Raw genomic sequence first — 24381 nt, forward strand, 5'->3', positions numbered from 1 at the left:
TTTTTTAGCGCCAATATTTGTAAAATGCCGCCTGTATTTCAAGAGGCTGATTTAACTCAAATCAATACAGGCAGCCCTAATAATTAAGATGATTATATTAATCCCTCATCGGCAAAGCTCATATAACTCCCATCACTGGTTACAATGAGGTGATCCAATAATTTAATATCAAGAAAATCACAAGCCTTTTTTATTTTATTGGTTAGGCGCCTATCGGCTTCACTCGCTTGTAATTTTCCTGAGGGATGATTATGGCAAACGATGATAGCAGTAGAAAGACTTTTTAAGATCAGTGCAAATAAGATACGCATATCTACTAAAGTTGCGGTTAGCCCTCCGCTAGAAATCTGGCAAATTCCTTTTACGATATTAGAATTATTCAGTAGCATCACTTTAAAAGATTCCTGCAACTGAATTTCGTTTTTATCCCAGTTTTTATAATAGATATTAGCCGCATCTTTAGAACAGGAAATTTTTGGACATTTGGAAATGCTTACCCGTTCTTTGTAGCATAGTTTTATTTCGTTAACTTTCATAATTATAAATTTTTATAGTTACTAATAAGGGGCGTTATTTCTGGTTAGGATTCGCCCCTTTTTTAATTTATTTATTTCCTAGAAGTTGAATCTCATGCACCAGTATTTCGGTGATATACTTGGTATTTCCTTCTTTATCCTCATAGGATCTGGAAATTAGTTTTCCCTCAATAGCAATTTCTTTTCCCTTAGGCACATAATTTTCGATTAGTTCCGCTTTTCTATTCCAGGCTACAAGATTGTGCCATTGCGTATCCTTTACTGATTCTCCCTTCTGATTGCGGTAATAATCATTGGTAGCCAGACTAAGGCGTGCTACTTTTTTACTATTGTCAAGAGTGTTGATTTCGGGAGTATTTCCCACATTTCCGATTAATTGAACTTTATTTTTTAGCGTACTCATAATTAAAAATTTTATAGATTAAACATTGATTACATTCCTTCCACATTTTGTTTAAGAAACCATTTCTAAAGCCTGATTTACTTTTTATATCCGAAGCGTTTTCTTTTTTTGATTTTTTTCCTGGCTTTCGAGTATGTTGTTTTGAGATGATTTCATAAGTGTTTTATTTTGATTTACTTCCTATAGTGCCGTGAGCTGTTCCTTTTTTTGATGCTGATACATTTTCAGCATTTAGAATTAGGGAGCATTTATAAAAAGGAAGCATGACTGGCTTATGCAATGTGGACTAACTTCTAAATGCTGGTATTTTGCATAGTAAAAAAGGGAGAGAACAGCCACGGCCGGGAAGGAAATAACAACACTGAAATTGAAAAACAACCGGAAGCCAGGGAAATGCAGCAATAAACATCCGATTACTGATAGAAGGTCTACGAATTAAAATAAGAACTAGATAACTGAAAGCTGACTACTTCAATTAATAAAGGCACTAAATTTGATCATAGAAAAGTAATGAATACCTATTGTACCAATAGGGCATGCTGATACAAGTAAGTTAATCTATATTGAAAGCCCTCAGAATTTGTATAAGGGCTCCTAGGATAAGGAGCTACTCGAAATTGAAGATTATTATTTACATCACAATATTTAATGCACATCAAAAATGACCACAAGAACTACATCTAATCAAATCACAAAAAACTCTTACACACCTTCCAAATTCATCATTTTTCTTCTGCTCACTTTTCTTTTAATGCTGAGCAAAACCTCTTATGGCCAACTCTCTTATATTTTTCAAACAGTGGAAATTGAGGAATATCAAGGCAAGAAATTTATTTTAAAAGGAAAGATTTATTACGAAAATACAATTGAAAATGGCTCCTATGCAGTATTATCGGCATTTTCAGTTAGTAGCGCAGCCAAAATGATAAATGCTCCTATATATAATGATGATGCAGGAACATTTTATAAATATGGATCCTGGAGTTCCTATGAACTCACTGGAAAAATAGATAAACATGCAAAATATTTCGGCGTAGGAATGACCATTTCAGGAACAAATAATTATTACGCAGATGACTTCGAATTGCTTGTAAAAGATGGCAAAAAAGAAATTATTATTCCGTTAAAAAATGCTGGTTTTGAAAATGACTCTCTTGGCATCTGGCAACAAAGTCAGATTCCTGAAGAAGGAATCGTTTCTATTTCTTCAGAAAAATCGTTTAGTGGTTCCCAATCTTTATATTTCGATTATTCTGCAGCATCATCGGCATCAGGTTTTGGTTCTAATGCAAATATCGGGAAGTTTGTAGATATCGACGATATTAAGCTTTATTATGAGATTTACGGTAAAGGCGAGCCGCTATTATTACTTCATGGAAATAATAGCTCCATGTCCCGGTTCCAAAACCAACTTGACTATTTCAAAGAAAACTATCGTGTGATTGGTTTGGATAGTCGAGGACAGGGTAAATCTACTTCCAGTGATACGCCTTTAACTTATGAACTAATGGCAGAAGATGTAAGTAAGTTCATTAAGGAGCTTGGACTGGAAAAGGTAAATATCATCGGTTGGAGTGACGGTGGTAATATTGCTTTAATTTTGGCTATGAATCATCCAGAACAAGTAAAGACCATGGCGATAATGGGTAGTGTTATCTATAACAACAAGACTTCTGTTCCAGCAAAAATCAATAAGATTCTAAGAACACAAATAGCAGAAATGGAAAAACAGGGCATCTCTAAAGATGACATGAGTTATAGATTAAAACTCTTATTGCTCAACGAACCTAATATCGACCCTGAATCTTTAAGACAAATTCAGGCTCCAACTTTAGTAATGGCTGGCCAACACGATATTGTAAAGGAAAAACATAGCCAGTTGATTGCAGAAAAAATACCCCATGCTAATTTAAAAATTTTCAAAGGTGCAGGACATGAAGCCCCCGAAGAAATCCCAGAAATCTTCAACACCACGGTAAATATTTTTTTTCAAGCAAATAGGAATTAAAAAAATAATGTAAAGCATCCAAACATCAATGCTAAAAAGATCATAATTCTTCGACGATACCAGCTGGTGTAATAGAAAAAAAGTAGTTGTAAAAAAGAAAAACCATGGTCTCATGGTCTTTCTTTTTATATTTTATCGATAATCAAGTTGAATAAAAAAAGGAATAAAATAAATTATAATTATTCTATTTCTGTTCTAATTTAGCAACCACATTTTTCCATTGACATTATCTCCTTGGGGAAACTGTCTACGTATAGCATCCTCTAAATTCTCTTCATTGTTAGTCGCTTCTTCCACCGGGTACATCCATCGCTTAGGAATTTGCCCATTATTTAAAATACCTGAACCATCAGTATTAAAATCAGGAAACCCAGTGCGTCGTTGTTCGAAAAATATTTGCCATCCAGTATTCATAAACATGGAAATATATTTCTGTTGCATGATCCTTTGAATTGGGTCATCCGTATTCAACGCTATAGCCTCGTTATCAAAATAGTCCTCTGGTATTTCAGTTTCAAAAAAATCAAAAGACGCTGATATACCATTTCTATAATATTCAGTTGCATCTCCAGTAATCCAAGAGCGAACTGCTGCTTCGGAAAGAATGAATTCCTGTTCCCAGTAACTTAGTAGAATACTCGGCTCGTTTACAGGATCAAAAAAATAACGTTCCGCAATCCTACTTGCTTCCCCTGAAACTGCTATAGAAGTATTTATATTTAGATCCTCGCTTCCCTTCAATCCTCCATAAGCTGTGAAGTCATCTATAGTTGCATCTGCTGCATTTGGCTTACGTTCCGCAAATATAAATAATCTAGGATCTTGAAATTCCTGTAATTTTTCTACGAAATTTTTCTCCATAAAATATGCAGTTTGGAGATCATTATCATTAAAATAAGGATACCTATTCCCTTGGATATTATAAAAATTTAAAGCAGCATTATCCTGGTTCGAGGCCATCAAAGGATACTTCGATTGGTTATTGACTATTTCTTGGAATCTTTCAATAATATTTAAATCGTTATCCTCTGTTTTATTCGATAAACTCATAAGTACTCGTAAGTAATAAGAGTTGATAAGCTTTCGCCATTTTAGTTTATCTCCGTTAAATACAACATCGCCGGTGATTTGTTCTGTATTTAAAGCTAAAGCATCAGACGCTGATTTCAAATCATTGAGTACTTTCAAATAAATACTTTTTTGTGAATCATACGCTGGTTGATAAATGCTTTCCGTCGCTAAAATAGCTTCTGAATAGGGTACATCGCCGAAAGTTCTTGTAATATTTATTATAAAATAGGAATTAAAAAAATCACCTAAAATCTTATAAACTTCTATGCCAGCGTTTTCGGATGCTTCTACCATCTTCTGTACTTGCTTTAAATCATCGTACCCATCAAAACTAGATCGCTGCCAGTTATAGTATTGGTTTGAATTCACTCCATTTGTATACGACAAATAACGACTTGCAAGTGCGGCAGATAAACTAACGTTATTAAATGCTCTTTCCTCTATATTGGTCAATAGCAATTCTGGACTTACTGAAGTTGCTCTGTTAGGGTCCTCTTGTAAGTCTTCAATCTTACTACAATTAGTAAAGGAAAAAGTAAGAAAAACGAAGAAAATTACTGATATGATGCGATTCATAATTTAAAATTTTGCGTTTAGATTGATACCTATACTTCTCGTTGCCGGTGCTTGTAAATTATCTCTTCCCGGATCCGGATCTACATTAGGTATGTTAGAAGAAAGCCAAAGATTACGACCTATAAGAGATAGACTTAGATTATTAAAAGGTAAAGTTGATAATAGGTTTTCTGAAAAATTATATGTCAATGTCACCTCTCGAAGTTTTATAAAATCTTCTTTATAGTAATGATAATTCTTATTGTAACCATTACTGGTCGTCTGCATAAAATTAATATAGTTTACGGGTATGTCATTAGCAGTATATTGCCTAGAGTCATTTAGAATATTTCCGTTAACATCATATTCAACGCTTCCTCCGGTAACTTTAACTCCTTTGCCAATAAACGTACTTTCCCCATTATTAGCATCGTCTCGATACTGATTAACTGTTCCTGGCGAAGTTCCTCCCCACCACATTTTTTGATTGGTACTCGAATACATTAAACCTCCTAAACGACCATCAAAAAGAAAAGAAAGTGCTAAATTTTTATAGGATAATGTATTGGAAATACCATAGGTAAGATCTGGCTCGTCATATCCAATGAATCTTGCATACGGATCTGAAACTGGATATCCATTTTCAAAAATCACCTGACCTAACTCATTGGTTTGATACACATCATCGTAAATTCTATCTGTTCGATCTCCAACCTTTATGAAACCATCGGTTTGTTCACGATCACCATAAATTTCTTCTTGGTATTTTCTGTACTGACTCAAGTTAATTTGCGCATCCCATCTGAAATTTTCTGACTTTACAGGTGTACCATCCAAAACGAGCTCTATACCTCTACGCTTATATTCATCTCCATTTAACAAAATACTGTTATAGCCGCTACTTTGGGAAATAGAATTATAAATTAAATTATTGTAATCACGGGTTTGATAATACGCGACATCCACACCAAAACGGCTTTTCAGAAATCTTGCATTCAGACCTACTTCCCATGTATCCGAAGTCTCTGGTTTCAGGCTAGAGGACAACAGTTCATTTCCAAAATAAGTTGAAGGTGTACCATTCCAACTCGCCCCTTTTTCGTAAGCTTGAATATGGCTATAGGGATTATCTCCTATTTTACCTTCAGAAACCTGTGACCATGAACCTCTCACTTTACCAAAAGTTATCCATTCCGGCATACTGAAAAGTTCCGTAAAGACAATGGATGCTGAGACCGATGGATAAAAGAAAGAGTTATTAGCTTCCGGTAAGGTGGACACTTTATCATTTCTTCCTGATAAGGATAAATAGAAAGTTTTATAAAAATCGAAATCCACAAAACCGTACACGCTATGTATCGTTTCTTTCTCCTCGCGATTATTAGCTATAAAGGTAACTCCGGCATTATTATCAAGATTATAAAAACCTGGTATATTTAATCCATCTGTAGCTGTAGAATGACTGGTTGATTGGCGAAAATAATTCACATAGGCAAGTTCACCTGAAACACCTATTTTATCCGTAATCTGGTTTTCATATTTTAACCCAAAATCCGTGGTTATATCAAAATAAGTAACATCAGAAACTGTAAAATTCCCTCTTGAACGATCACCGTATCCAATATAACTTTTAGGTTCCTTGTAAGTGCGATGTAAGCTATAAACATTTGTTCCGCCCCTTCCTTTAAAACTTAAATGCGGACTAATTTTATACTCTAGGTTTATATTTCCAAAGATATTATCCTTGCTGTATCCTCTTTCATATTCATACGCTTGAAAATAGGGATTGTTATAATATGAGATATTAAAATGACGTTGTTGATAACCCACCTCCTCTTCTCTCCAGTAATTTCTTAAATCGCGAATATCCACATCTGCTCCTGTCCATAATATTAAATTATAAAGATAGTTAGTCGGTCCATAACCAACCTCAGGGAAATTATCAGTGTACTGTTTGTTGTAAGTTAAGGAAGAATTAATAGATAGATTTTTAGAAGGATTTAAGGAACCTCCAATATTAAAAGATGTATTATTTAGGTCAGTATTCGGAACAATTCCTTTTTGATATACATTAGAAATTGAAGTTCTTAAGCTTGCCTTTTCACTTCCCCAAGCAACACTAACATTATTAGATTGAATGAGTCCTGTATTGAAAAAATTATCAATATTATCAGAACCTCTAGAGAGATATGGTAATGGAATAAGTTCTCCCGTTTCGGGGTCTATTTCACTATTATATTGTGTAGTTTCTACATATCCACTTGGAGTATCAGGATCTAACTGATCTAATTTAGGCCCCCAAATCCAGCCGCCTCCTTCTGTTCCGGAACCACTTCCATTAACATATGCATATACACCTTGATTTCCGTTACCATAGGTAGTTTGAACATCAGGAACTTTAATAAAAGATGGCTGAAACATCGTCGAATTGTTAACCGTAACCGTCAGCTTGCCTTTCTTTCCTTTTTTTGTTGTAATCATAATAGCTCCATTTCTTCCGACTGAACCGTATAATGCTGATGCCGTGGCTCCTTTCAAGACGCTAATACTTTCGATATCATCTGAATTTACTTTCCATAAATCAGTAGTCCGGTCTGGAATACCATCTATCACTAATAAAGGACTAGCACCTCGTAAACTAATTTGTGGATCCTGAAATAAATCTGTAGAATTTTGGATATTAAGTCCTGCTACCCTACCCGTTAGGGAACTTACAAAATTAGGCTCTTTAGCCTTTTGCAATTTCTGACCGTCTACTTCCTGAATAGCATATCCCAGCGCTTTTTTCTCTTTCTTTATTCCCAAGGCGGTCACTACGACTTCATTTAATTGCGATGCATCCTCAGCAAGAGTAACATTAATTAATTTTTGATTTCCAACAGCTATCCGCTGAGTTCGAAAACCCATAAATGAAAATTCCAAAGTATCTTGGGAGGACACCGTTCCGATATCATAATTACCATCAAAATCAGAGATCGTTCCTTTAGAAGAATTGAGAATTAAGACATTTACCCCTCCTAAAGGGATTCCATCCTTATCGGTTATTTCTCCAGTTACTCGACGGTTTTGAGAAAAACATAGCGTCGTTGTTACTAAAAACAACAATAGAGTAATCGTTTTTGTCATGATTTTAGTTATTAGATTTGATTGGTATGATCCATGTGTTTAATTGATGATTTGGAGTTTCCATAAGAATCTTAAAGAAATCAGATTTCTCTTTTACAGAGAATTTGGCAAACTCTTTTTTAATATTTGCTTCGCCTAAAAATCTATAATCGTCTTTTGCACCATATTTGACATTATTGGTCGTTGTTATATAAAATTTGGCAGTATTATTTTCATTTCCAATTGCACTCCAGTTCAGTGTAATTGTTTCATTCTGAAGATTTGCTTTGAGCCCTTGTGCATCGATCTGTCCTAGAAGGGAGATCCCATCCCACTCTTGTTTTACGGAGTCTTCTGGTTCTATTTGAAGAAAATCCATCATGGTTGGTAAAATATCAACAATAGCGGGAGTACTCTTTGTTAAGTATGTATTACCCTTCCTATTCATCGCAATCCATGTACTACGCTCACGGTCTGTCTGCCCTCCGTGATGCTTTCCATCTTTTAGGGTACGACCATGATCTGTGGTCACTAGAAACAGCCAGTCCTCATTAAAGTTTTCTTCTCGGAATTTTACAGCATTATAAATATTCCCGATAAGACTATCCTCATAGGTAATAGCCTCATATAACTTTGGGCTATCTCCATAGCCATGTCCCATATCATCAGAGAATTCTAGATAAACCCAACTTAAATCTGGGGCTTCCTTTTTAATATACTCTCCAGCTTTATAAGCTACCTTTTTATCAATATTTTTAATATACTCACGGTAACGATCATGAGGGAAGCTTATGGTATCCTTTTCAAATCCATCAAAAGCAAAGTCTACTTTCAGGAAGTTTGTTCCCACCAGATTTTCTCCTAAGAGCTTGGTTCGATTATCCTCCCAAGTGGAAAATATTGCCGTTTTTTTTCTTGGATACTTATTTTTATATAGCCTAAATATACTTGGGTAATTGTAGTTAGGTTGCTTAATTTCATTTCCGTAAACATTATGCTTATTTACCCAAACGCCCGTGAGTAAGCTATTGTATCCCACAGCAGATATTGTTGGAGTTTCAGAATAAGCTCCTTTTTCCCCACCAACATAAGCTTCTGAATAGGAACCTTCTTTACCAATTCGATTGATTTGAGGAGTTGCAACCTTTTCGATCATATCCGCAGCAATACCATCAACGATAATGAATACAACTTTTTTGTGTTTTTCGTCATCAGTTTGTCCTAATACCCGAAAACTACTGACCAAAAGAAGAATAGCCAGCATGGTAATTTTAGATTTCATTGCAATTATTTTAAGTTAGATTTTGCATTTCAAATGTATATCAGTAAAAAATAAATTGAATGAATGTTCAATTAATAAAAGTTTACATTAATGTTCCCCTTATGTTACTAAAAAGCGCCCATTAGCTTTTGTAAATCAATTTGGTATATTTGCGGAAAAGGCTTTGTGGGACGTAAAAATTTAAGTGTTAAAAGGCGAAAAGAGATTATTCAATCTTTCTATCGCATAGCAAAAAAAATAGGCCTTGAAAATACTTCGATTGCCAAGGTGGCCGAGGATATGGCAATCAGCAATGGATTGGTTATGCATTATTTTAAAACCAAGGATGAGCTTTTAATTGGTCTTAATGCATATATATTGGAAAAACACCTAAAAATTGTCAACTCCATAGAATATGGGGCTATGGATAATAGAAAAAGTCTTGAAAGTTTCATCACAAGCTTGTTTTCTAGAAAATGGAATACATATTTTGATGACGGCGTTTTCTATAGTTGTTATGCTTTAATTTATAGAAAAGAAGATTTTAACCATAGCTTTAGAAATTACCTGGAAAAACTTCATCAGGTGCTCCAATTGAAACTTCATGAAGCAAAAAGCTACGGAGTAATATTAAATGATAATATATCCGAAATAACCGAAGTCATTTTTGCTTTGATTGACGGAGCTTATTATTACCTGGGAATGTTTGATCAAAAAGATGACAGTTATAATAAACAGGAAGAACTTTATATAAAGTATGCTATTCAACTTCTGAATTTTTCTTCGAATTCCATATAATTCTATATAATGCAAATAGCGCTATCAATGCCCAGACTATATTTACTACAATATTGGGAAAATCATCCAATTTTGAAGCATTCACAACTAAACAAATACCACCAATAACATTTAGCAAATGATATGTTGGTCGTTTAGCCGATAACTTTCCGGTGCTCAAAAGAAAATAAGCAATAATAAACAGTATTGCTCCAAGCCAACCTATTAAACTTATAAGAGTCATTTTATAAATAGATTAAAAGACTAGATCTCTGCATATTTTTCTATTTTTCCTTACGTACATGCTTTTAATAAGCATCACGTATTGAAAACACCTTTATAAACAGATCATCTAATTCTTCCATTAAATTCTTAAAAAGACATTCATCCACCTTAAAGAATTCTAATAGTATTTTCTGCTAAAATAAAGTAATCACGATGATAAATGTTACTTGAAAGTTACCTATTGCTGATTACAGATGACTTTATATCAAATTCCATTGCTATTCCTTCTGTTTAAAGAAAATTATTAAAAAAAAGGATAAGAACCACCAAAAATAGGCTATAAAGCCTTTTTCTTTACTAGCTGAATATTCCTTCGTCCACCGTTTTCTTTTATTTCAATAGTAAGCTGCCAATTTTTAGGTATAGTAAATTTTGGAACCATAAGAATGAAATTAAACTCATCTCCTTTATAAATAATTTCAGGAACCTGAAGTTTGTAATCGATTGGCAAAAGCTGACGCTGCATTGATTTTCGCTTACCCTGTTTCTTGGTTTGGAGTGAAATTGTAATTTCTCCAGGTCTAAAACTAACCTCAGATCTATTGCTCAAATTTATTTTTATAAAAGCTTTCTCATTGAAATATTGAACTGTATATAATTTCATGCGCATGCCATCTTTATGAGTTCTTTTCATCACTTTCAGATCACGATCTAAAAGATATCTAGCAAATTTTTTGAACGCTTTCAAAGAATCGTAAGATGCTATTTGCAGATTACTTAATGAGTTCGTTGCAGTCAAGGTATCCTTTAGCTTAAAAATAGCATCATCGAGGGTAAAAAAATAGTTCAGGGTCGAGAGTGTCGACTGATATTGTAGCAAAAAGGAATATACATTTTGATCCTGATCAATCACCAGTAGATTACTTGATTTTCCGGGAGTAGCTTTTAAAACCCCAAATTGCTGAGGATAGTCTTTATTATACGTAAAGCTCATTTGCGAAGCGCCGGTAATAGCTTGTTGTATTGGCTTTGGAAAGAATAGTGCAACCTGCATCTGCTCATTGGCATATAAGGTATCCAGACTTTTCTTTTGAGCAATTCCAATATACGATGCTGGAATCATAAGAAGTAAGAAACAGAAACGACTATAGCGACAGGACACATGGAAAGATGGATAGAAAAAAGAATAAGAAAATTTCATGATTGTAAATATTTGAAGATTATGGTTTTAAAAACAGTCGATAATGATTTGCGATGGTCACTTTAATATTGCGATTATGCTTACGGAAAAGATTTTTCAGCCCACCCACCTGAGGTACGGAAGGGATATTAATATCCTGAATAACATCATCTAATATTTCGCGAGAAGCTTCCGCTCGAAAGTTGTTGACTACATAAATTCCTTCATTACCATCCTGCAGGTCATAAGCGCTCAAGCTTACAGGATCCCCCTTTATATTGGTAATCCTAAGGAAAACCCGGTTTGGACCTAAACTCACAAATCCATAAATTGGCGTGAATGCAGGATACACGTTCCCTTTAAATTGAATTTCCCGGAGCAGGTAAAGTTCTACTCTTGAATTGGATTGCACCTTTTGCGTTTTGGAAACCGCTACAGGTATAGGTGAAATCATCGTATTCTCTGCGATATGAGTATTCACATGATTATAACTAAACAAAGCTTCCTGACGAAGCCTGATTTCCTGTTGCCTTGATTTTGATATAGCACTAGAATCGGTGTCACTTTTAAGCCTTTTTTCCAAGGATACATTTCCAGTTGCTGTAGAAGGAATCTCTACAGCACTTAATGTATCTTCAGCTTGCTCTTGAAAACTCCAGGAATCCATAGTCCAACCTTGCTGATTTCGCATTTCTTCATTGGAATAGATATTATCTTTCTGCTGCTGCGCATGAATGGTAGTTTCATAAGGCAAAGAATCCGAAGTCTCCTCAATCTCGTCATATAGACTTGGTACGGTGGATGGTTTCTTTTCTTTGAGTTGATCCACTGCTTCTCTTCTGGAATCAAAGCCGTTTTCTGGATCTTTTAGCGCTGGTATATTAGGATTTTTTGGCACATTCTCTATAGTTCGTTCTTCTGTATCCTCGGTCCAAACCAACACCGTATAGGCGAGGGTAAATAATAAAATACAAAGCAGTACCGATCCAAATACAATGGTCTTTTTATCAAGTTTTATCATGGCAAACGATTTATAGTCTTATTCATTTTCAGTATCCGTTCTTTTCTGTAATCGGTTTTCGTAGAAATCTGTGATCATAAGACCATGAGGATTTCTGGGAAAACTTCGTTTTACTGGCAACAATTTGCCCGAGGTCATAAGGACATAGTGCTCTTTTACATTTCCGCGGTGAATACTAAAAAACACCTGAGTACGGAAAGGATATGGAGACTGCTTAGAATCCAAAGTAGATTTTATACTATCCACCTTTTGCACCAGTGCGTATTGCAGGATACGATTATAAACGCCATCGGCTTTTTTCTGTCGATACACTTCATCTACGGAAGAATTACCGAGCCATAATGCTTTTTCGAGTTGATCCTCATAGGTGTCCGGAGTCAGACCATAAAAAGCATAATGAAATCGCTCCAGATGTGCTTTAGCTTCAATTTCCAACTGGTTGCTTCGTTCTTGCCAAATCAGCGGAATGACCTGTCCACTTTCAGTAACTGCAAAGGCATTATGAAGTGCTTCCTGGTGCATTTTATAAATCAAAAAACCGGAAAGGATGCAAGCCGTAAATGCACCGATACTTACGCAAATACTAACCAGTCGATTGATACGCAATACGGAGTATATATTTTGATACGAAGATTTTTTTGTATAGTTCATTACAATAAAAATTAAAGAGTTATCAGGCTGTAAATAAGCGCATGGTAAAAGAGGTCGCTCTTTTATAGAGTTTAAATTTGATTAAGACAATAAAGGCAACTGATGCTGCTTCGATGAGTCTTTTTATGATTACATTATCGGGCACGGTTCCCAGCAGGTATTCAAAAAAATCCTGATTGATAGCCAGATACAGGGTATTGATAAAAATATTGACTAAGAAAAATGCAGGCACGAGCATATAGACTGCAATATATAAGCGGAAAAATGTATACGCCATTCCTCGGAATTTTTCAAATACGCACAGACTAATAATAAGCGGGAAAAAGACCTGAAGCAGCCCAAGAATGAAAAAGCGTTCTGCCAAGAAAAGCGGATAAATAAAAAGATCCAATATCCATAAAAACACTCCGGTTATAAAGGACAGCATCTGCAGCGCAAAAAACGGACTTACAAGAGCTTCATAAATCGCGGTCATGGCCTTAGTCATGGCATCGAAGGCGCCAATCTCTTCTTCCATTTGGACTTCCTGCAATTGCAGGGGCACCAGTGCCGGAGTCGTCTCCAAAAATTCTGTTTCTATACTCACCAGCACCCCGTCTAATAAACTAAGGACTTGAGGCGCTACAAAAACCAGGATCACAACACCAAAATTCCTAATTAAATCAGTAGGTTGTAATCCCCAGGTTGCTCCCTCCTGTTTAGCTGCACCTTCCTGATATTTTTTGAGAAGGTTGACCAGAAATAAAAGCACTGCCAGTGTTTTCATACCGGTAAGGGTATAGCTAATCAGGCTGGTTTCTTTAAGGGTTTGAAAAATGCTATCGATATACTCCAGACCTAAATTCATAATGGGAAGCAGATTAAAATGTTGAACAAAAAGCAATAGGTTTGCAATCATTAATTCATGGGCACCCTGGTATTCATTATATCCTGAAGTTCTCTAAAAGCGATAATATTTCGATATTGGCGTAATTGTTGTTTAACCTGAGCAAGTAGTTCACAGGACTTTTGCTCCTTCTTTTGGAGTAATTGTGTGCGATCATTATCGCTCATTTTAAATACGTTACTGGAAAGTACCTGATCAATAAAATCCAGATCTTTCAAGGAGAGTTCAATCATGGCCTCAAAATGATCAGAGATACGACGAGCCTCATTGGGATGCATATAAGGAGAATCAATAAGCTCCCTAACATCAGTACGTATCGTTTCATACAGTCGTTGATGACTATTGGTAAGTTCACGAACTGCCTGAAGCTGTTGCACTACCCGACTGACTTTTTCAATATTTTCCTTTTGCTTCTTTAAAAATTCTACTGTTTTTAAAAGGTTTGAGGTTTGTTTAGCCGACTCGATTAATTGTTTGGCAAGGCTAAGGAAATTGGTGTTGTCATAAACAGGCATTCCCTGAGAAGAAGCGTTATGCGAGATTAAAAGCATAAGAAGCATTATACCAATGACCAGCATCGATCGGAAACGAGTGCTGAAATCCGAAGTATTCAAATAAATTGATCGACCAGCACTGCTAAAAATAGGCATATCCTGACGGTCTGTTCTATTTTCAAAAAGTAAATTCATGACATATAAGATTTTAAAAGATTCATAATACAAGCAATAGGTTGTTCAAAAAAGACGTGGAGTTCGTCATCACTATCAAACAAGGGATGCTATGAATCGAGTGATGTGATGTAGTTGCTCTAATTAAGATGAAGGCTTTGATAAAAACTGAGTGATGGCCTTTTCCATATTTCCTAACTTTCGATACGCTCTTAAGATTTCCTCATTCTCTTTCCCATCGGTCAGATAGGCTGCATAAGCCTCGGGAGGCACTTCTAATCGATAAACATTACTTTGTCTTCCTATTTTGATAAAGACCTCCGTATATTTTTGCTTGCCGCTTAGCTTATTAGTAATCGATTTTAGCTGGTTATGATCATGAGATGATAATTTCAATCGGGATACCAATTCCTCATAGCCTTTCTCATTACGCAAGCTGTAAATGACCTGAGTATTCTCCAGAATACTAGCCGCGGTACTATTATGAGGAAGCTGATTTATAGACTGTAGAATTATACCAATAGCTCCATTTTGCTTACGTATAGCCTGATAATAGAACTCTACACTCTCTAGTACATTAGGAAACTTTAATTGTTTAGCAAACTCATCAAACAGTATAATCCCTTTTTCTTCTCGCTTGCTCCATATCGAGCGCTGCACTGCTGTTTTAATAAGTTTTAGCATCACCGCCAAAATCTCTTTGTTATCTCTAACTTCATCGAGTTCAAAAATAATCAGGCGTTTATCTTCCAATCGGTACTCCTTTTTTCCCGGCTGAAATAAATAACTATAAATCCCATCCCCAACATACTCTGAGAGAATATGCAAAAATCGGTTACGATCAAGAAAAGTTTCTTTATCAGCTGATTTAGTTATTTCATCAGTAACATTCTTCTCTCCCATGTGAATCAGAAAATTATAAAAGGCGTACATGTTATAGGGAGCGGGACTATTCTTATAATACCTCCTTAGCCAGTTTTTTAGTGTTACACTTTGCGCTTTAGAATTGGTATCAAAAGCCGTTAGTTCCAGTAGGAATACACTTAGTTCTTCCAATAGTTCTGGTGACGGATTCCCATCATCACAATAAAAAGGATTAATTCCGAGAGATTTTCCGGGCTCAAAACGTAAGATCAGATGCTCCTTCGGATATAATTGGGCAAATTTTGAATAGGAACCTCCCAGATCAATAATCACCAACCGGATCTGTTCTTCAAAATACTGACGAAGTATATTATTCGCTAAAAAAGATTTCCCCTCTCCTGTTGGCGCAAAAATCGCAAAGTTTCTAGCTTTAATTCGGTTTTTAGCCTCGTCCCAAACATCCTTTTTAACCGGTAGGTTATACTGCCGATCATTAAAGATGATGCCGGTAGTATCGGACTGATAATTTCCGGTATGAAGCCAGAGACAGAGGGCATGTTTCAGATCTGTAACGTAGGTATCACTGGCTCCAAAGTTAGAGGTAAAACCAAAGTAACTATTCAGCACGTAATGTGGAAGCGCCTGACCTGAGGGCAGATAAGGTCGAATATCCAACTGCTTACATTCCGCCATTAATTTCCCGGTGATCTCCTTAAGATGCTCTTTATGCTCATGCCAAAAAATAACATTAAATTGACCGCGTACCAATCGAGATTGCTCATCACGCACAATAGTATCGAGCACGGCTTCCAGTTTCTCACAGGTAATCACATTCTGGGAGCTAAAATTAGCACTCTTCTTTAAGGATTCTATGCGCTTTTCTAATGCTCGTTGCCATTTTTTAGAGTCCTCAATAATCAGCAATTGATTGACCATATGATGTTCATAAAGCTGTAATCCAAAGCCATCGATAAACCCCTGATAAAAATTAAAATCATCAGCCGTAAATGTCGCATGTGGGCGAGAACTTTTAAGCTCATCCTGAAAGCTGGATTCATGCTGGAATACCAGAGATTGAAAGTACTGATTCCCTAATTGAAGTGCATTAGAGCCGATTTGGATATCAGTATCATAATCAGCTACAAAGCCATTCCAAAAATCCTTACTAAAAGCTGTTATTTCCTGAGCGGTCATTCGATGTACTTTTAATTTTCCGGATTGATTTAAATAGGCTACGACATCGATGACATGGCGTTCAAAATGTTTCCATTCCTGATTGGATTGATCCACTTTAGCTTTAGACAATGCAGCAAAAGGATTTCGATATTTTGAACCGGCCAGTTTATTGTTTTTAGGCAGACTAAAAAAAAGCAAACATTGGTGATCCAGATGTTCCCTTCCTTTAAAATAATTATGGGTTGCCTGCTGCAAAAAACTTTTCGTTGGAAGATCTTTTGCTTGATAAGCTTTTTTTAAATACACATCCTGTTTATGAATATAAGTACCTACCGGCAAACTTTTAATCGCTTGAAACCAACTAGAGTGTAACTGATCAAAATCATTTTCAGACAGCGAATAAACCTCTGGCAAATGCACCCGATAAGCCAGACAAAAATTACCATTTGCAAAAAATACAGTATTGTTCTGTACATCCGCAATAGGGGGATATTTATAGAGATTCATAAGGCTCGATAAGTTTTTGATGAAACACCGTAATTTGTTTGGCACTCACATGCTTAGGAAATACGCGAAAAAACTGCAAGTGGGCCATGAGTTTCTTGAGGTTCATTAAAATCAGGTACAGCAGGATATTGCTACTGCACCCAATAATCAGCGCCATCCATCCAAAAGCAAAAATAATGACCAGTAAGCCAATAATTACGGCGATCATTTGCACGGCAAAAAGATAGACGGTAAGTCCAAAGATTAATGCTTCCTTTCGAATATCACGGTATGGTATATATTTTTTCATTATACTGCCATACTAATCAGATATGTAAAAATGCCCACTACGGCACCAGTAATCAGCACGAAGACTAGTACCCGGCTAATTCCTTTTTTGAGATCAGCATTTTCCCCAAAGAAGTGTCCAGCATTGAATAGAAAACCTACCAGAAAGATGACCCCAAGAAGAATGGGAAAAATCGCTCGGATCGTATCTGAAATCTCCGCTACAGAATCTTCAATACCTCCGATTTGAGCAGAAGCCGATGATGTAAAAAGCAAGCTAAAAATAATAGCGCTAAAGGATAGTAATTTTTTCATGAGTACAAGGTTTTAGGTTAAACAATAATTCATAAATGATTTACTGATCTTAAGCTACCAAAAGCCAACACTCAAAACATAATACCTTATAAATCTGTGAATAACATATTTTTCAATGGTATTTGAATAGAAATAATGGCAATGAAATACAAATTATAGCTCACCAAACAAAAATTTTGTTGATAACTAAAAATCATAGAATTGTAATCCAATCACAAAACGTCAAATTTGCTTTTTAAAGCAGAAAAAAACTTCGATAAGTCTTTAAAAACAAACCATTTAATTAGTAAAAAACATCCTTTTACAGCTCACATGAATTTTAACTTTTAGAGATAAAATTTTTCTTCCTACAATTAAATTCCTAATCTGAGTAGGTATGATGACTTCCCATTCAATAATTCCAATATCTGGCTTTTTACTACTCATGATTCTTTATATACATATGCACGCCAAAATAGTAAAACGACACGTTTAGAGGCTAAAAAGTTAGTTTCTAACAGCGACGAAAATCATCAATTACTGAAATTAGACAATCAACGTTTTTTACTAAATGTGTATCCTGAACCTACTAGTCATCTTTATGCCATAAGCGATAATGGAAGCATTCAGGAAACAGCAGAACAAATTAATTATTCTTATGCTTCCGCCTATTCTGATACGAAAACTATACCCCCACAAGGAAATGTGATGGTTAATATTTCCAAAAATGCAGTTTATTCTTCTGATCATTTCGAGGTATTTGCCACATTTGGAGAGCCCGTATTCCCTACCGGTCTAAGTCGAAACGGCAAAGTGATTTGTGGAAGCAATAATAATCCAGAATGGTTTCCAAATAAAGAATCAGCACATGAGAAGGTAGCCAAAATTTACAACTGGCAAACCAAAACATTATCCAGCATTTCAACACAGGGATATCCTATGCTCATTTTTGAAAGTAATAGAAAAGGTATTATAAGCTTATCAGCGGGAATGAAACTAGATAAATTAAGCACAGGAGTTCCAAAGCCAGATTTATTCTTTGAACGGATAAAATAGGCTACAGAAAAATCACTTCCGCTTATCTGAACTCTTGTCATCAAAAGCTATCAGATTAAAGAGCTCCCGCATTCGGCTACGCACCCGATTGCCATATCGTTCTTCAAGTTCTGCTGCGTTAAGGTTCGTTGTGGCATATGTTCTTAAACGTCCTTTTGTATGTATAAAAAGCTCATATCTGGAAAGTAACACCTCCCCCATCACGTTAGCATCTTTTCCATAAAATCGCCCATACGGTTCAAGTCCCAGATCATCAAAACAAAAACTTCCTGAATCCCCGTACTCTTGTACCGTTTTAAAACCCAAATGATTAAAACTAAACACCACATTTCTTGAGGGAATCATTTCGTAAGGCATTTTTTTCGGAACAATGTAGCGCAATAATTTCATTAGACTGGTTTTTCCACATCCGACAGGACCACTGAGCAATATTCCTTTTTCAAGGATCATATTATAGCGCTTACAGGATTTTTGATCCTTGATAAAATAGGCGCATAGTTTTCGGATCAGGGGACGATCTTTTTTATAGATTTTAAAATCCTCACCGTATAACGTTTTTCCTTTCACTTCCAAATATTCAAGAATTCTATAAAAATCATAATGTACGGTAGTTCCATCAAAATCACCCAGGCTATAGGTTACGCCATTTTCCACAATATTAGAGGGGTTGTCCATAATTTTTATTTTTCGAGATTTTCAAATAATCGGGTTGTTCCTTTTTTTCTTTACGCCAGCGATAATAACGGTTCATCCATTTTTTGGCCGCCCCTTTCCAATCGGTGATCAAAATCCCTTTGGCTGTTTTCCAATGCTCTTGCTGGTAATAAGCATAGTATTTTTTTGCTTCTTCCAATGGCCAATTTTGAGTTTTAAAAAACTTAAAAACTTCATTTTTAACAGGGGTAATTGTATTGTTTATGTTTGTTATAGTTTTATGTTTATTATTGTTTATATAAGGTTCGTCTACTGGTTCATATTTGGGATAGTAGTGATCGGCTACTTGTTCCAATATGGGATCCCTGTGATCTTGTACTGGTTTGCTACTTGTCCTAAAAGTGAACATCTTCACGCGGCTACCCTGATAAGGATTGTGTGAGGGCATATACTCCAGATAGCCAAAACAATCCAGTTCGCGGATGCAACGATGATACCCGGATCTGGAACGAACCTTGGAAGATCGCATCAGCTGTTGCCTATTGATATAGAGTTCTCCCGGGAATCTTGCTGCATTCCATTCCTGAAATAGTGCCATATAAAGGCTAATATGCGATGGATTTAGACGTTCATCTTCCAAAAACTGCTGGTACACCAGTTGAAGGTGTCGGATATAGTTCATTTGGAAAAACCGGTATTACGGTGGATACGGTGGGCATCCATTGCCTTTTGGATATCTGCAGCTTCATAATAGAGCAGTCCTTTGATTTTCACAAATGGCAAGGTACCATTGAGCCGAAGCTGCTGTAAAGTTCCAGGGCTGATTTGCAAGAGCTCCATGACCTCCGAAGATTTGAGATATTTTTTGAGTGTTCCTCCTTCTCTTTTTTTCATTAACTCGCGGAGTTCTTTGAACAGTTGTCGTTTAAACTCCCTTAGATCATCAGTTGTAAGAATTGTTGCTGGCATAAGTTTAGGTTTTAAAAATCCCACCGTATATTTTAAAGACCTTGACATCAAAACGGTGGGATAGGTTGATTTGACTTTCACTACAAAGCTGAAAAGAAGAATTAGGAATCTTTCGTAGTTCGAAACAGACTACGAAAAACTTTAACAGTAAAAGAAAGGAAGTAAAATGAGGGAATTTGATGGTACTCCGTTCTGAAGTCGATCATCAAATTGCTCTAAATAATACAAGAAAAATACAGTACTACTCCTTTTCGAATATTATCGTAGTTCGAAAAGGTTTAACATAATTAAATACAGGTTCATCCTGTTTTTTAGAAGAAGGGAAAACAAGAAAATATAAAGCATGAAATCCCTATTTATCAAAACATACCTAAAAGTAACAGGCATATATCCCACAAACAGATTTTGGAATTGAAAGAGTCCTCAAAAAAAAGTGAAATTCTATTTTTTCATTAAACCTTCACTTTAATAATTTCATCCAATCTACTGGTAAAGCGTGGGGATAGTCGTTCCTGTTTCATTTTCCAGGTACGACCAATATCCTGTCCGGCAAATTTTAATTTTCCATTTTGAGTTCTGTTTAACACATCTATGGTTTTCATTAGTTGTTGATGTTTAGGGTTTTCGTTGGTAAAAAGCGCCAGCTGCCGATTGGACTGTGGGCTAATTCCCATAATGATCACTCCTGCTTTTTTATACTGATAGCCCGCCTTATAAATAGACTTCAATCCGTATATCGCTGCTTTGGTCAATACTATGGTAGAATTAGTCGGGAATGACAAGCTTACCGCGCGACTGGCTTTATATTGATTTAGGTCCGTACGAAATTTATTAGTGATTAGAAATACATGAATCATACTACAACAGGAATCTTGCTTTCGCAGCTTAAAGGCTGCTTTGGCTGCATAGGTGGCTATGCGCTCTTTTAAATCAGAAAACTGCGTATACATTTTCTCAAAAGATCGGGTTACTGCAATATTCTTTTTACTTCTAACCACTTCAAAATCCAAGGTAGATTCTCCGGATAAATCACGATACAAACGCAGTCCTACTACTGAAAATTCTTTTCGGACATACTCGTGCGGCAGTTGGATAAATTGCCATGCATTGAAAACCTTAATAGCTAAAAGACGTTTTTCATATTGGCGCCCAATTCCCCAAACATCACCGATTTTAGTCCATCGCAAAGCCTTTTTTATTTTATCCGATGTATCTAAGACATATACTCCACCCGTACGTTCTGGAAATTTCTTAGCAATTTTATTCGCCACTTTAGCCAGTGATTTAGTTGGAGCAAGCCCAATACTAATTGGTATGCCAGTGCTCTTATATACTTTTTGAATAATATCAGCACCAAGTTCCTGAAGGTCATATAACTCAAAACCATAAAATTTCAGAAAAGATTCGTCAATCGAGTAAATTTCAATTTCTGGAGTAAACTGAGAAAGCATTTCCATTACACGATTGCTCATATCTCCGTAAAGCGTATAATTAGAGGAGAACACATGAATATTATGACGTATGAAAAGTTCCTCATATTGAAATGCTGGCGCACCCATAGGAATTCCAAGTGCTTTTGCTTCATTACTTCTGGCAATAACACAACCATCATTATTGGAGAGGACCACTACGGGTTTATCACGAAGAGAAGGATTAAAAACCCGTTCACAGGAGGCATAAAAGTTATTACAGTCGATAAGTGCAAACATGAGTGCGATTTAGATGGCTCTAGAAGTATTTAATAACATTAGTTACGATACCCCAGATTAGAAATTCATTATCTTGAGTAACTTTGATAGGCTTATACTTTTTATTCTCGGCGATCAGCCATATTGTATCTTTTTCGATACGAATACGTTTTACCGTAAATTCTCCATCGATAAAACAAACGGCAATTTTTCCATCTTTTGGTGGCAAACTTTTATTGATAATTAAGAGATCACCATCATGAATTCCTGCACCTTCCATACTATCTCCTTCTACTCTGCCGAAGAACGTAGCCTCTTTATCTCGGATAAATTCATGATTAAGATCGATACGATCCTCAAGATGATCATCGGCTGGAGAAGGAAAACCTGCTGATATTCCGGAATTTACGAGCGGAATAAGAAGGGTATGTAAAGAATATTTTTCGTAAATTTTCATATTCGTTTCAATATTTCCTTCAAAATTAGGTATTATTCCATAATTTTGGATTAAATCCTAAATTAATATTTATGTGTTACGAAACATCATTAACGAAATCAGCAAAGCAGATTGAAAAGAGAACCGGAGCTCGTTTTATAGATCAGGTAGATTATAGACCTTATTATCATGCTTCGTCTTTCAATTTCCCTAGCTTATACGGTATCACGGATGATTATAAGAAAACCATTACTACTATGGAGTGGGGCATGATCGCACCCTGGGGAACGAATGATATTGAAAATTATCGAAAGAAAAATAAGAACTGGAACGCTAAAGGAGAAACCATGCTCGACTTGCCTACATTTTCTCAGGCAGCGAGATCTAGAAGATGCTTGATTCTGGCCGATGGTTTTATAGAACCGCATTATCCAGGAAATCAATTCAGAGGGCCAGTTGTTCCAAAATACTGTTATTTACCCAACAAAAAACTATTCTGTTTTGCCGGCCTATACAATGAAGCGGATAACGGACAACTAAACTGTAGTATAGTAACAGTTGATGCCAATCCTTTTTTCGCTGCCCTTCACAATAAGAAGCGAAGAATGCCTTTAGTATTGGATGAAGCATTTACGTCTACATGGCTTGATTCCTCGATGAACGATGATGAGATTATGGAGTTGGTTTATACCGGAAGTACCAAAGAAGCATTTGAGGCGCATTCTATAAAAAATTTTTATAAGAGAGATTTTGATACTAATACTGCGGAATTTTTAGAACCCATAAGCGATCCTGAAGGTGTTCAGGGAAGTTTATTCTAATACTAAAAGTTATGAAAACCTTGTTTATCATACTACTAATTTTAATGCTACCATTACGGCAATATAGCCAAGCATCGACTACGAAGAAATTTTACAGTAATCGTACCTACTATAAAGATATCGACACTTCGGAATATATTGAACGTCTGATTGAAATAAATCCCCAAACGATTGTCATACATTCCAAGGGAAGTGTAAATATAGATACTCAAATAATTATCGTGACGGCCACTTATATGGACGGTACTCCTGATCGAGATACCTGTCGGGTTTATGAAGCCATGTCGGCCAACCATCAATTTGTTTTTGACATCAGGTTAAAAAATAAAAAAAACATAGACACCATCTTCGTCACTAGCCTAAATTGGGAGACCAAGAAATTCAAGGATTTCTATTTGCTATTAGATAAATACAAAGAAGGATTTAAGCTGGAATCTATTTAATAGATCAAAAAAGAACGATAATCAAGCATCCTCTCGTTCCATTTTCAATTGAAACTGCATCCCTAGATCATCCAGAAATTTTGTTTTACTTCCTTTCCTTGATTTTATCTCCATATAAGTTTTAGAAACATTATCCAGTCGTATATTAAAAAAAGCCTCAAAAGAACTTGCTATTGTTTTAAGGTCTAATTTTCCATGATTTAGGGAGCCATCCACATACAGTGCGTATACTAATTCTACCAATGCAGTTTTGGAACCGGTCCAGACGATGACCCGATGAGAAGAATCCTGAGTAAATTCCAGCGGTCCTCCATTTAGTTTTTGAAGCTGTTCTCTCAGATAATGAATATATCGGTACATCGCCTTTATTTTAGCCCATAGTAAATCATGAGAACTACTAAACTCAGGATAGAAGTATTGATTTTCAGTAGGATTCATGGGAAATTTTTCAACCCCACGTCTCGTGAAAAAGGTATGATCCAGATAGGAATATCCCTGTTCCATATAGTAGGTGAAGTCCGTATTTTTAAAAAAGAACTTATTTACTTTTCGCATTTCTTTTTCCAAAAACCTAATTTTATACTGTTTTCCCGCTTTGGGCCGATGCAGCTCACAATTTTGAATATGGGTATAGTAAATAAAATAACTCATAGGTATGGGCTTTACTTCTTTAAAGAAGTAGATTTCCTCTCCTACGGTCTCAAAATCTATATCCTCCACAACATTTTTCATCTCTGACAATATCTCGTTACAAAATTTCAACAAGTTGGAGGATCGCTGTAGTATGGAAGGTATCTTTTCCATCGTTTGACGCTCCTCATGAAATTTAGTTAATAGGTCATTGAATCTTTTCATAGGC

The 24381-nt window shown here is 35.8% G+C and carries 25 protein-coding genes; 5 read left to right on the forward strand and 20 right to left on the reverse strand.

The window, feature by feature from the left end; all coding sequences use genetic code 11:
• Positions 1 to 92: 92 nt before the first annotated feature.
• Both QWY91_RS05630 and QWY91_RS05635 read right to left on the reverse strand, forming a co-directional pair.
• On the reverse strand, positions 93 to 536 hold the full coding sequence (locus QWY91_RS05630; RefSeq protein WP_290232456.1) for a JAB domain-containing protein: 444 nt from the start codon (positions 534 to 536) through the stop codon (positions 93 to 95).
• A gap of 67 nt (positions 537 to 603) precedes the next feature.
• A complete protein-coding gene (locus QWY91_RS05635) occupies positions 604 to 939 on the reverse strand; it encodes a single-stranded DNA-binding protein (RefSeq protein WP_290232458.1) in 336 nt (111 codons plus the stop codon).
• A gap of 661 nt (positions 940 to 1600) precedes the next feature.
• Between QWY91_RS05635 and QWY91_RS05640 the strand changes: the two genes are divergently transcribed.
• Positions 1601 to 2947, forward strand: coding sequence for an alpha/beta fold hydrolase (locus QWY91_RS05640; RefSeq protein WP_290232460.1), 1347 nt, complete (start codon positions 1601 to 1603; stop codon positions 2945 to 2947).
• A gap of 195 nt (positions 2948 to 3142) precedes the next feature.
• Here QWY91_RS05640 and QWY91_RS05645 read toward each other — a convergent pair whose 3' ends face one another.
• From QWY91_RS05645 to QWY91_RS05655, 3 genes are read right to left on the reverse strand one after another with little or no spacing between them, the layout of a single operon-like run.
• Entirely contained in the window at positions 3143 to 4594 is a 1452-nt protein-coding gene (locus QWY91_RS05645; RefSeq protein ID WP_290232462.1) for a SusD/RagB family nutrient-binding outer membrane lipoprotein, read from the reverse strand.
• Positions 4595 to 4597: 3 nt separating this feature from the next.
• Positions 4598 to 7699 (reverse strand): SusC/RagA family TonB-linked outer membrane protein, encoded by a 3102-nt coding sequence (locus QWY91_RS05650; protein ID WP_290232463.1) that lies wholly within the window; start codon positions 7697 to 7699, stop codon positions 4598 to 4600.
• 4 nt (positions 7700 to 7703) lie between these two features.
• Positions 7704 to 8960: an alkaline phosphatase family protein gene (locus QWY91_RS05655; protein ID WP_290232465.1), complete on the reverse strand. Its 1257-nt coding sequence runs from the start codon at positions 8958 to 8960 to the stop codon at positions 7704 to 7706.
• A 165-nt stretch (positions 8961 to 9125) separates the two neighbouring features.
• Here QWY91_RS05655 and QWY91_RS05660 point away from each other — a divergent pair, with 165 nt between their 5' ends.
• Positions 9126 to 9737, forward strand: coding sequence for a TetR family transcriptional regulator (locus QWY91_RS05660; protein WP_290232467.1), 612 nt, complete (start codon positions 9126 to 9128; stop codon positions 9735 to 9737).
• On the opposite strand, the gene QWY91_RS19405 is transcribed toward QWY91_RS05660, so the two are convergent.
• The 9 genes from QWY91_RS19405 to QWY91_RS05700 all read right to left on the reverse strand — a co-directional run bounded on the left by QWY91_RS19405 (position 9700) and on the right by QWY91_RS05700 (position 17476).
• Positions 9700 to 9960 carry a CBU_0592 family membrane protein gene (locus QWY91_RS19405; protein ID WP_435433330.1) on the reverse strand — a complete coding sequence of 87 codons (261 nt, stop codon included), beginning with the start codon at positions 9958 to 9960 and terminating at the stop codon, positions 9700 to 9702. The genes QWY91_RS05660 and QWY91_RS19405 overlap by 38 nt on opposite strands.
• Before the next feature lie 318 nt (positions 9961 to 10278).
• Positions 10279 to 11142, reverse strand: a complete 864-nt coding sequence (locus QWY91_RS05665) for a DUF4138 domain-containing protein (RefSeq protein WP_290232469.1) — start codon at positions 11140 to 11142, stop codon at positions 10279 to 10281.
• 19 nt (positions 11143 to 11161) lie between these two features.
• The gene (traM, locus tag QWY91_RS05670; protein WP_290232471.1) at positions 11162 to 12142 is read right to left on the reverse strand and encodes a conjugative transposon protein TraM; all 981 of its coding nucleotides are present in this window, start codon (positions 12140 to 12142) and stop codon (positions 11162 to 11164) included.
• 18 nt (positions 12143 to 12160) lie between these two features.
• The gene (locus QWY91_RS05675) at positions 12161 to 12793 is read right to left on the reverse strand and encodes a conjugal transfer protein TraK (RefSeq protein ID WP_290232473.1); all 633 of its coding nucleotides are present in this window, start codon (positions 12791 to 12793) and stop codon (positions 12161 to 12163) included.
• Between the two features lie 22 nt (positions 12794 to 12815).
• Positions 12816 to 13640, reverse strand: a complete 825-nt coding sequence (locus QWY91_RS05680) for a hypothetical protein (RefSeq protein WP_290232475.1) — start codon at positions 13638 to 13640, stop codon at positions 12816 to 12818.
• Between the two features lie 50 nt (positions 13641 to 13690).
• Complete coding sequence (locus QWY91_RS05685) at positions 13691 to 14368, reverse strand: conjugal transfer protein (protein ID WP_290232477.1); 678 nt, start codon at positions 14366 to 14368, stop codon at positions 13691 to 13693.
• A gap of 123 nt (positions 14369 to 14491) precedes the next feature.
• Positions 14492 to 16894, reverse strand: coding sequence for a TraG family conjugative transposon ATPase (locus tag QWY91_RS05690; RefSeq protein WP_290232479.1), 2403 nt, complete (start codon positions 16892 to 16894; stop codon positions 14492 to 14494).
• Positions 16881 to 17183, reverse strand: a complete 303-nt coding sequence (locus QWY91_RS05695; protein WP_290232480.1) for a hypothetical protein — start codon at positions 17181 to 17183, stop codon at positions 16881 to 16883. Before QWY91_RS05695 ends, QWY91_RS05690 begins: the two co-directional genes overlap by 14 nt.
• Complete coding sequence (locus tag QWY91_RS05700; RefSeq protein WP_290232482.1) at positions 17183 to 17476, reverse strand: hypothetical protein; 294 nt, start codon at positions 17474 to 17476, stop codon at positions 17183 to 17185. Before QWY91_RS05700 ends, QWY91_RS05695 begins: the two co-directional genes overlap by 1 nt.
• A 552-nt stretch (positions 17477 to 18028) precedes the next feature.
• On the opposite strand from QWY91_RS05700, the gene QWY91_RS05705 reads away from it, so the two are divergent.
• Positions 18029 to 18511, forward strand: coding sequence for a hypothetical protein (locus QWY91_RS05705; RefSeq protein WP_290232483.1), 483 nt, complete (start codon positions 18029 to 18031; stop codon positions 18509 to 18511).
• 12 nt (positions 18512 to 18523) lie between these two features.
• Here QWY91_RS05705 and QWY91_RS05710 read toward each other — a convergent pair whose 3' ends face one another.
• From QWY91_RS05710 to QWY91_RS05730, 5 genes are all read right to left on the reverse strand, one after another.
• Positions 18524 to 19186 (reverse strand): ATPase, encoded by a 663-nt coding sequence (locus QWY91_RS05710; RefSeq protein WP_290232485.1) that lies wholly within the window; start codon positions 19184 to 19186, stop codon positions 18524 to 18526.
• Complete coding sequence (locus QWY91_RS05715) at positions 19170 to 19847, reverse strand: hypothetical protein (protein ID WP_290232487.1); 678 nt, start codon at positions 19845 to 19847, stop codon at positions 19170 to 19172. The genes QWY91_RS05710 and QWY91_RS05715 overlap by 17 nt, the downstream gene beginning before the upstream one ends.
• Positions 19844 to 20134 (reverse strand): helix-turn-helix domain-containing protein, encoded by a 291-nt coding sequence (locus QWY91_RS05720; RefSeq protein ID WP_290232489.1) that lies wholly within the window; start codon positions 20132 to 20134, stop codon positions 19844 to 19846. Before QWY91_RS05720 ends, QWY91_RS05715 begins: the two co-directional genes overlap by 4 nt.
• Positions 20135 to 20586: 452 nt before the next feature.
• On the reverse strand, positions 20587 to 21843 hold the full coding sequence (locus QWY91_RS05725) for a Y-family DNA polymerase (RefSeq protein WP_290232490.1): 1257 nt from the start codon (positions 21841 to 21843) through the stop codon (positions 20587 to 20589).
• A 19-nt stretch (positions 21844 to 21862) separates the two neighbouring features.
• A complete protein-coding gene (locus QWY91_RS05730) occupies positions 21863 to 22279 on the reverse strand; it encodes a LexA family protein (RefSeq protein ID WP_290232492.1) in 417 nt (138 codons plus the stop codon).
• Positions 22280 to 22350: 71 nt separating this feature from the next.
• Here QWY91_RS05730 and QWY91_RS05735 point away from each other — a divergent pair, with 71 nt between their 5' ends.
• Both QWY91_RS05735 and QWY91_RS05740 read left to right on the forward strand, forming a co-directional pair.
• Complete coding sequence (locus QWY91_RS05735) at positions 22351 to 23079, forward strand: SOS response-associated peptidase (protein ID WP_290232493.1); 729 nt, start codon at positions 22351 to 22353, stop codon at positions 23077 to 23079.
• 11 nt (positions 23080 to 23090) lie between these two features.
• Positions 23091 to 23522: a hypothetical protein gene (locus tag QWY91_RS05740; protein WP_290232494.1), complete on the forward strand. Its 432-nt coding sequence runs from the start codon at positions 23091 to 23093 to the stop codon at positions 23520 to 23522.
• A 21-nt stretch (positions 23523 to 23543) separates the two neighbouring features.
• Here the strand turns inward: QWY91_RS05740 and QWY91_RS05745 are convergent, their stop codons facing one another.
• On the reverse strand, positions 23544 to 24377 hold the full coding sequence (locus QWY91_RS05745) for an RteC domain-containing protein (protein WP_290232496.1): 834 nt from the start codon (positions 24375 to 24377) through the stop codon (positions 23544 to 23546).
• Positions 24378 to 24381 lie beyond the last annotated feature (4 nt).

It is taken from the genome of Zunongwangia endophytica, from assembly GCF_030409505.1.
Lineage (GTDB): Bacteria > Bacteroidota > Bacteroidia > Flavobacteriales > Flavobacteriaceae > Zunongwangia > Zunongwangia endophytica.